The sequence below is a fragment of the Tepidimonas sp. genome, assembly GCF_036825565.1.
In the GTDB taxonomy this organism is placed as follows: Bacteria; Pseudomonadota; Gammaproteobacteria; order Burkholderiales; family Burkholderiaceae_C; genus Tepidimonas.
This window is the reverse complement of the sequence record NZ_DAISXZ010000096.1, coordinates 1-7,295: the sequence shown is the minus strand read 5'-3', so window position 1 is coordinate 7,295 and position 7,295 is coordinate 1. Positions and strand designations below refer to the sequence as shown.

The 7,295-nt window shown below is 70.8% G+C and carries 6 protein-coding genes and 1 pseudogene; 4 read left to right on the top strand and 3 right to left on the bottom strand.

Going from position 1 to position 7,295, the window contains the following annotated elements; all coding sequences use genetic code 11:
- Positions 1-88 precede the first annotated feature (88 nt).
- On the top strand, positions 89-739 hold the full coding sequence (locus tag V7026_RS10585) for a hypothetical protein (RefSeq protein WP_334155352.1): 651 nt from the start codon (positions 89-91) through the stop codon (positions 737-739).
- A gap of 18 nt (positions 740-757) precedes the next feature.
- Here V7026_RS10585 and polA read toward each other — a convergent pair whose 3' ends face one another.
- Positions 758-3,529: a DNA polymerase I gene (gene polA / locus V7026_RS10580; RefSeq protein WP_334155351.1), complete on the bottom strand. Its 2,772-nt coding sequence runs from the start codon at positions 3,527-3,529 to the stop codon at positions 758-760.
- A 41-nt stretch (positions 3,530-3,570) separates the two neighbouring features.
- Here polA and V7026_RS10575 point away from each other — a divergent pair, with 41 nt between their 5' ends.
- Genes V7026_RS10575 through V7026_RS10565 form a run of 3 tightly spaced genes read left to right on the top strand, consistent with a single transcriptional unit; the run spans position 3,571 to position 5,680 of the window.
- Positions 3,571-3,933 carry a hypothetical protein gene (locus tag V7026_RS10575; protein ID WP_334155350.1) on the top strand — a complete coding sequence of 121 codons (363 nt, stop codon included), beginning with the start codon at positions 3,571-3,573 and terminating at the stop codon, positions 3,931-3,933.
- 6 nt (positions 3,934-3,939) lie between these two features.
- Entirely contained in the window at positions 3,940-4,893 is a 954-nt protein-coding gene (locus tag V7026_RS10570; protein WP_334155349.1) for a homoserine kinase, read from the top strand.
- A gap of 16 nt (positions 4,894-4,909) precedes the next feature.
- Positions 4,910-5,680: a BPSS1780 family membrane protein gene (locus V7026_RS10565; protein WP_334155348.1), complete on the top strand. Its 771-nt coding sequence runs from the start codon at positions 4,910-4,912 to the stop codon at positions 5,678-5,680.
- 4 nt (positions 5,681-5,684) lie between these two features.
- Here V7026_RS10565 and V7026_RS10560 read toward each other — a convergent pair whose 3' ends face one another.
- Entirely contained in the window at positions 5,685-6,935 is a 1,251-nt protein-coding gene (locus V7026_RS10560; protein ID WP_334155347.1) for an NAD(P)/FAD-dependent oxidoreductase, read from the bottom strand.
- Positions 6,936-6,961: 26 nt separating this feature from the next.
- Positions 6,962-7,295 (bottom strand): annotated as a pseudogene (locus V7026_RS10555) (DNA helicase II); the annotation flags it as partial.

Sequence of the window (7,295 nt, the reverse complement as noted above, 5' to 3'; positions counted from 1 at the left end):
GCCGCCCCCCACGGACGGGCGGCGAACCGCCCGCGCCGCCCGCACCTTTCTTCGTCGGCGGTGGCGGTCGTCGGCTTGGGGGGCGAGTTTGGCTGTGCTCGCCGCGCTGGCAGGCTGTGGCACGCCGGCGCCGCGCCCCGGCACCGAGGCGGCGCCGACCGCGGCGGACCGCGACTTCGGCTACAGCGAGGGATCGGTGACCGCCACGCAGGTCGGCGCGGCCTGCGAGGTGCACTGGCAGGGTGTGCTCCATGCCGACGCCGTGCCCCGCTTGCGCCAAGCCCTGGATGCGGTGGACCGGCAGCGCTGCGAAAGTCGCACGCTCGTGCTCGGTGCCCTGGACGGGGCCGTGGGCGATGCCATCACGGTCGGCGCGATGGTGCGCAACCGGGGTTGGGACACGGCGCTGCCGCCCGGCGGTCTGTGCCGCACCCCCTGCTGGCTGGTGTTTGCCGCCGGTGCCCAGCGGCACATGGCCGACGGCCCGACGGCGGCGCGGGTGGTGTTCAGCCAGATTCCGCCCGACGCGGACTTTGGCCACCAGACCTGCGCGACCGAACTCAGCCGTGCGCAGCAGTTGACGCTGACACGCTACCTGCGCGCCATGCTGCCGCCACCGACCGCCACAGCGGTTTATCAGAAGCTGCTGGCTGCCGACTGCCTCAGCGCCGAGGCATACGGGCCACAGCAGGCCCAGCTGATCGGACTGGCCACCGCAACGAGCGGCAGCCCGCCCTGACCCGTAGGCAGCGCGCCGTCAGTGCGCCTGCTCCCAGTTGGCGCCGACGCCCACCTCGACCACCAACGGCACGCGCAGCGTGGCCACGCCCGCCATCAGGCGCGGCACCTCGGTGCGCACCCAGTCGATTTCCTCCGGCGGCACCTCGAACACCAGTTCGTCGTGCACCTGCAGCACCATGCGCGTGCGGCGCTGCTGCTCGTCCAACGCGCGCTGCACCGCGACCATGCTCATCTTGATCAGGTCGGCGGCCGTGCCTTGCATCGGCGCATTGATGGCCGCGCGCTCGGCCGCGCTGCGCCGCGGTCCGTTGGGGGAGTTGATTTCGGGCAGCACCAGGCGGCGGCCGAACACGGTCTCCACATAGCCGCGCGCTTTGGCCTGGGCCCGCGTGCGGTCCATGTAGTGGCGTACCCCGGCAAACCGCTCGAAATAGCGCTCTATGTAGTTTTTGGCCGCCGTCGCGTCAATGCCCAGCGCCTTGGCCAGGCCGTAGGCGCTCATACCATAGATGAGGCCGAAGTTGATGACCTTGGCATAGCGGCGTTGCTCGGGACTGACCAGCTCCGGCGACAGGCCAAACACCTCGGCTGCCGTGGTGCGGTGCACATCCTGCCCTTCGGCAAACGCGCGCAGCAAGGCCGCGTCCTCGCTCAGGTGCGCCATGATGCGCAGCTCGATCTGCGAATAGTCGGCGCTGGCGATGGACCAGCCCGGGGGCGCCACGAAGGCCTCGCGGATGCGCCGCCCCTCGGGCGTGCGGATGGGGATGTTCTGCAGATTGGGGTCGTTGCTGGCCAGCCGCCCGGTGACGGCCACGGCCTGCGCATAGTGGGTGTGCACCCGCCCCGTGGCGGGGTGGATCATCCCGGGCAGCTTGTCCGTGTAGGTGCCCTTGAGCTTGGAAAGGCTGCGATGCTCCAAGATGCGCGCCGGCAGCGGATAGTCCTCGGCCAGTTTTTCCAGGACCTCTTCGTCGGTGCTGGGGGCGCCGGTCGCGGTCTTTTTGACCACGGGTAGGCCCAGCTTGCCAAAGAAAATCTCGCCGATTTGTTTGGGCGAACCCAGGTTGAAGGGCTGGCCGGCCAGTGCGTGTGCCTCGGCCTCCAGCGCGGTGATGCGCTCGCCCAGGACTTGACTCTGCCGATGCAGCGCCTCGGCATCGATCAGCACGCCCTGGCGCTCCATGCGGAACAGCACGTCGGAGACGGCCACCTCCAGCTCGTAGATGCGCTGCAGGGCCGGCTCGGCTTGCAGGCGGGGCCACAGCACCCGATGCACGGCCAGGCACATTTCCGCATCCTCGCAGGCGTAGGGGGCGGCGCGCTCCAGCGGCACCTGCGCAAACGGGATTTGCGCCGCCCCCTTGCCGCACAAATCCTCGTAGCTCAGGCCGCAGCGCCCCAGATGGCGTTCGGCCAGGCTTTCCAGGTTGTGGGGCTTGTGCACCTCCAACACATAGCTCTGCAGCAGCGTGTCGTGGACGTAGCCGCGCACGGCGATGCCGTGGTTGGCCCACACATGCCGGTCGTACTTGACATGCTGGCCGCACTTGGGGGCGGCGGCATCCTCCAGCCAGGGCCGCAGCCGCTCCAGCACCGCGTCGAGCGGCAACTGTGCCGGCGCGCCCGGGTAGTCGTGGGCGAGGGGGATGTACGCCGCCTCCCCGGGCGCGACACTGACCGATAGGCCCACGAGGCGGGCGCGCATCGCGTCCAGCGAGGTCGTTTCGGTGTCCAGCGCCACCAGGGGCGCGGCGCGCAGGCGGACCAGCCACGCATCGAGCGTGGCCCAGTCCAGCACCGTCTCGTAGCGCAGGGCGGGCGTGGGCGGCGGATCGCTAAACAGCGTGCCCTGCGCCGCCGCGGGGGTGGGGGCAGCGGCCGCGTCGCCTTCACCGCCCAGCGCCCGGGCCAGCCCCTTGAAGCCATAGCGCTGATAAAACGCCCGCAGCGCCTCGGTGTCGGGGGCGCACTTGCGCAGCGCCTCCAGCGACGGCAGGCCGGGCACATGGCCATCCAGGTCGCAGTCGGTGCGGATCGTCAGCAATTGGCGGCCGGTGGGCAGCCAGTCCAGGGCGCGCCGCAGATGGTCGCCGGCCACGCCCTTGATCTCGTGGGCGCGCGCCACGATGGCGTCGAGCGAACCGTAGGTCTGCAGCCACTTGGCGGCCGTCTTGGGGCCGACCTTGTCCACGCCGGGTACGTTGTCGATCGCATCGCCAACCAGGGTCTGAAAGTCCACCATCAACCGGGGCGGCACGCCGAACTCCGCCTCCACCCCCGCGACGTCGCGCACCTTGCCCGTCATCGTGTCGATGATGGTGATGCGGTCGTCCACCAGTTGGCTCAGGTCCTTGTCACCGCTGGAGACGATCACGCGCCAGCCACGGGATGCAGCCGTCTTGGCCAGGGTGCCGATCACGTCGTCGGCCTCCACCTCGGGCACGTCGAGCACGGGCAGACCGAGCAACCGGATGACCTCGTGGATCGGGGCGATCTGGGCGCGCAGGTCATCCGGCATCGGCGCTCGGTGCGCCTTGTAGTCCGGATACAGGGCGTCGCGAAACGTCGGCCCGGCCGCATCGAACACGACGGCGATGTGGTCGGAAGGATGTTCCTTCTGCAGCGCCTGCAGCATGTTGATCATGCCGCGGATCGCCCCGGTCGCGGGGCTGGTGGGATCGCCGGGCACGGCCCTCAGGTCGGGCATGGCGTGGTAGGCGCGGTACAGGTAGCTGGAGCCATCCACCAGCACGAGCAGCGGGGCGTCGGGGTCGCGGTCGGTCATCGCGCTATTGTGCATGGTCGATTGCCTACAATCGGCGCGTCATGCTCCAACCGCCCCGCCCCACCGCCCGCGACGGCCGGCGCCATGCCGCGGCCGCCGGATACGCCCAGCCCCTGCACCACGCCCTCGGGGTGGCCGCCTTGCTGTTCGCCTGCGCGGCCACGGCACAGCCCGCCGACGGCGCCCCTGCGACCTCCACGGCGCCGGAACCCAAGGTCGAACGTTTGGTACACCAGGACGGCCACAGCCGCATCGAGGAGCTGCGGGTGGGCGGCCAGACCCGAGCGATCGACGTGCGCACCCGCTCCGCCCTGCCGGGCTACGAGGTTCGGCCGATCGACCCTGGCGTCGGGGATGAGCGTTCGGGGGCCGGATTGCGCCGCTGGCGCGTGCTTGCGTTCTGATCCGCCATGGCCGTCTTCACCGAGGTGGGCCGCGACGAGACCGCGGACCTGATGCGGCGGCTTGGCCTGGGTAGCCTGGTCGATATGGCCGGCTGCGCCGGGGGCATCGAAAACACCAACTACTTCGTCAGCACCGAGCGTGACGGCCGGCGGTACGAGTGGGTGCTGACCCTGTTCGAGCGGCTGAGCGCGCAGCAACTCCCCTTCTATCTGTACCTGATGAAGCATCTGGCCGGCAAAGGCATACCCGTGCCCGATCCGCAGGCCGATGCGAGCGGTGCCATCCTGCACACGGTGCGGGGCAAGCCAGCCGCCGTGGTCAACCGGCTGCGTGGCCACCACGAGCTGGCCCCTGGCCCCGAGCACTGTGCCCAGCTCGGCGCGATGCTGGCACGCATGCACCTGGCGGGGCGGGACTACGACCGCGAGCAGCCCAATCTGCGGGGGCTGGCGTGGTGGAACGAGACGGTGCCCGTGATCGTGCCCCACCTCACCCCGGAGCAAACGACGCTGCTGACGGCCGAGCTGGCCTATCAAAACCATATCGCCGCCACCCCCGCTTACCAGGGCCTGCCGCGTGGTCCCATCCATGCCGACCTGTTCCGCGACAACGCCATGTTCGAGGACGGGCGCCTCAGCGGTCTGTTCGATTTTTATTTCGCGGGTTGCGACACCTGGCTGTTCGACATTGCGGTGTGTCTGAACGACTGGTGCATCGACCTGGCCGACGGCACGACCGACCCCGTGCGCACGCAGGCCCTGCTCGATGCCTACCAGTCGGTCCGCCCGCTGACCGCTGCCGAGCGCGAGCTGCTGCCTGCGATGCGCCGTGCCGGTGCGCTGCGGTTCTGGATCTCGCGCCTGTGGGACTGGTACCTGCCGCGGCAGGCGGCCGTGCTCAAGCCGCACGACCCCACCCACTTCGAGCGGGTGCTGCGCGCCCGCCTCGCCGAGTGTTGACCCGCGCCCACCCCCGATGAAGCTGCACCGCGTCCCCGCCCGCACCGGCCTGCTCTGGGTCCGGCTGGGCCTGCGCACATTTTTTCGCCAGCCCCTGGCCATGGCGGGGCTGTTCTTCCTGTTCATCATGGGGGTGAGCGTGCTCGCCATGGTGCCGGTGCTGGGCGCGCCCCTGGCCCTGGCGCTGCTGCCGGCCGCCACCCTGGGCCTGATGGCCGCGACCAAAGAGGCGGACAGGGGCCGCTTCCCGATGCCCACGGTGCTGGCGAGCGCCTTTCGCGCCGGCCGCGAGCGCGTGCGGGCGATGCTGCTGCTCGGCGGGCTGTACGCCCTGGGGTCGGTCGTGGTGATGACGCTGGCCGCGTGGCTGTCCGGCGCGCCGGCCGATGCGTCCCTCGAAGGGGCCGAGACGGCGCTGACCGAGCCGGCCGTGCTGCGCAATCTGGCCTGGCAGGCGGTCCTCTACATTCCTCTGGGACTGCTGTTCTGGCATGCGCCGGCCCTGGTCCATTGGCACGGCATCCACCCGGTTAAGAGCCTGTTTTTCAGTCTGGTGGCCTGCTGGACCAACAAAGGGGCGCTGCTGGTGTTCATGCTCGGCTGGTCGGCGGTGTTCTTCGGGGTATCGCTCGTGCTCGTGGTGCTGGCGTCCGCACTGGGTGGGGCGGCGGCGATGCAGGTTCTGGTGCTCCCGGCGGCGTCGCTGTTGAGCGCGGCCTTCTTCACGTCGCTATATTTCACTTTCCGCGACAGCTTTCTGACCGATGAGGGCGAGCCTCCGGCCTGAACCCTCAGCCCCACCGCTCGGGGCGGTACGGCGTCGGATCGACGAAGGGCGGCTCACCCGCGATCATCTCCGCCAGCAAACGGCCGGCCACCGGCCCCAGGGTGAAGCCCTGGTGCGAATGCCCGAAGTTGAACCACAGGTCTGGGTGGCGCGGCGCCGCCCCCATGATGGGGAGCATGTCCGGCGTGCAGGGGCGTGCCCCCAGCCAGGGCGGCTCGTCCCGCGCCTGGCCAAGATCCATCAACTCGCGCGCGGCGGCCTCGGCCCGGCGCACCTGCACTGGAGTGGCGGGCGCGTCGCGGTGGGCAAATTCGGCGCCCGTGGTCAGGCGCAAACCCCGGCGCATGGGCGCCAGGACGAAGCCCCGCTCGGCATCCAATGCCGGCCGCTGCAAGGCCCCTCCCCCGGTGTAATGCTGGTGGTAGCCGCGTTTGACGAACAGCGGCAGCCGGTAGCCCAAGCGTTGCAACAGGGTGTCGGACCACGGCCCGAGCGCCACCACGGCGACCGGGGCCTCGATGGCCCCGTCCGGCAAGGGCAGGCGCCACCCCCGCCCATGTGGGGTCAGGGCCGTGGCGTCGCCCCGGACCAGACGGCCGCCACGCTGCACGAAAAGCCGCGCATAAGCGCTGACCAGCTCCGCTGGATCGCGCACGGACCAGGGATCCTGCCAGTGCACGGCCCCCGCCAGCGGGTGGCGCAACGCCGGCTCGGCCCGGGCCAGTCCGGCCGCATCGAGCACGGTACAACGCAGGCCAAACGTCTGCGCCAGTCGCTCGGCGTCGCGCGCGGCCGCCTCCCACACGCGCCCCGTGCGGTACACGTCCAGGTAGCCAATCGGCCGGACCGCCTCGGCCGCGCCGGCCTGCTCGATCAACGGCCGGTGCTCGTTCAGGCAATGCTCGATCAGGCGGGCATAGGCCTGCACCTGCCGCGGATACCGCGTCGGCCCGGAGTCGCGAAAATAGCGCCACAGCGGGCGCACCAGGGACGGCAACGCTGACACGTGGTAGTGCACATCCACCCCCAGGCCCAGGGCGGCCTGCAGCAGCTTGCCCCACTGGCGCGGGAACGGGTAGGGTTCCACCGCCTCGCGCTGGATTAGGCCGGCGTTGCCCAGGGACGTCTCCTGCCCCGGCTCGCGGCGGTCGACCAGCACGACGTCGTAGCCGCGCTGCTGCAAGTGCAGCGCGGTGCAAGTGCCAATCATGCCAGCCCCCAGCACGAGGGCCTGTCGGTCGGCGGCAGTCTTCATGGATGCGGTGGACAGCGGTCGGAGGTTCAGGCCACGGGGGTGAGCTTGGCAACGGCCAGCGCCAGCCATTTGGTGCCGTGGCGCCGGAAGTCCACCTGGGCCCGGGCATCGGCCCCCTGCCCTTCGATGGCCAGCACCCGGCCTTCGCCAAACTTGGCGTGGAAGACCGCCATGCCGGTGCGGATCTCGGCCCCGCTGGCGCTGACGGCCGGCTCGCTGCGGGCCGGTGCCCGCGCCACCGGAATGCCCGCCATGCCGGCGGGCCGATCATCGCCCAGGGCGCTGCGGCCCCAGGCGGGCTGCGCGACGGGCATCGCTGCGGCCCCGGCGCCCCCGGCGGCCCAGCCACCGCCCCAGCCC

Coding starts and splice junctions, on each gene's coding strand:
- polA (WP_334155351.1), bottom strand. CDS start 3,529: ATGACCGACCGCGACCCCGACGCCCCGCTGCTCGTGCTGGTGGATGGC.
- V7026_RS10575 (WP_334155350.1), top strand. CDS start 3,571: ATGCTCCAACCGCCCCGCCCCACCGCCCGCGACGGCCGGCGCCATGCC.
- V7026_RS10570 (WP_334155349.1), top strand. CDS start 3,940: ATGGCCGTCTTCACCGAGGTGGGCCGCGACGAGACCGCGGACCTGATG.
- V7026_RS10565 (WP_334155348.1), top strand. CDS start 4,910: ATGAAGCTGCACCGCGTCCCCGCCCGCACCGGCCTGCTCTGGGTCCGG.
- V7026_RS10560 (WP_334155347.1), bottom strand. CDS start 6,935: ATGAAGACTGCCGCCGACCGACAGGCCCTCGTGCTGGGGGCTGGCATG.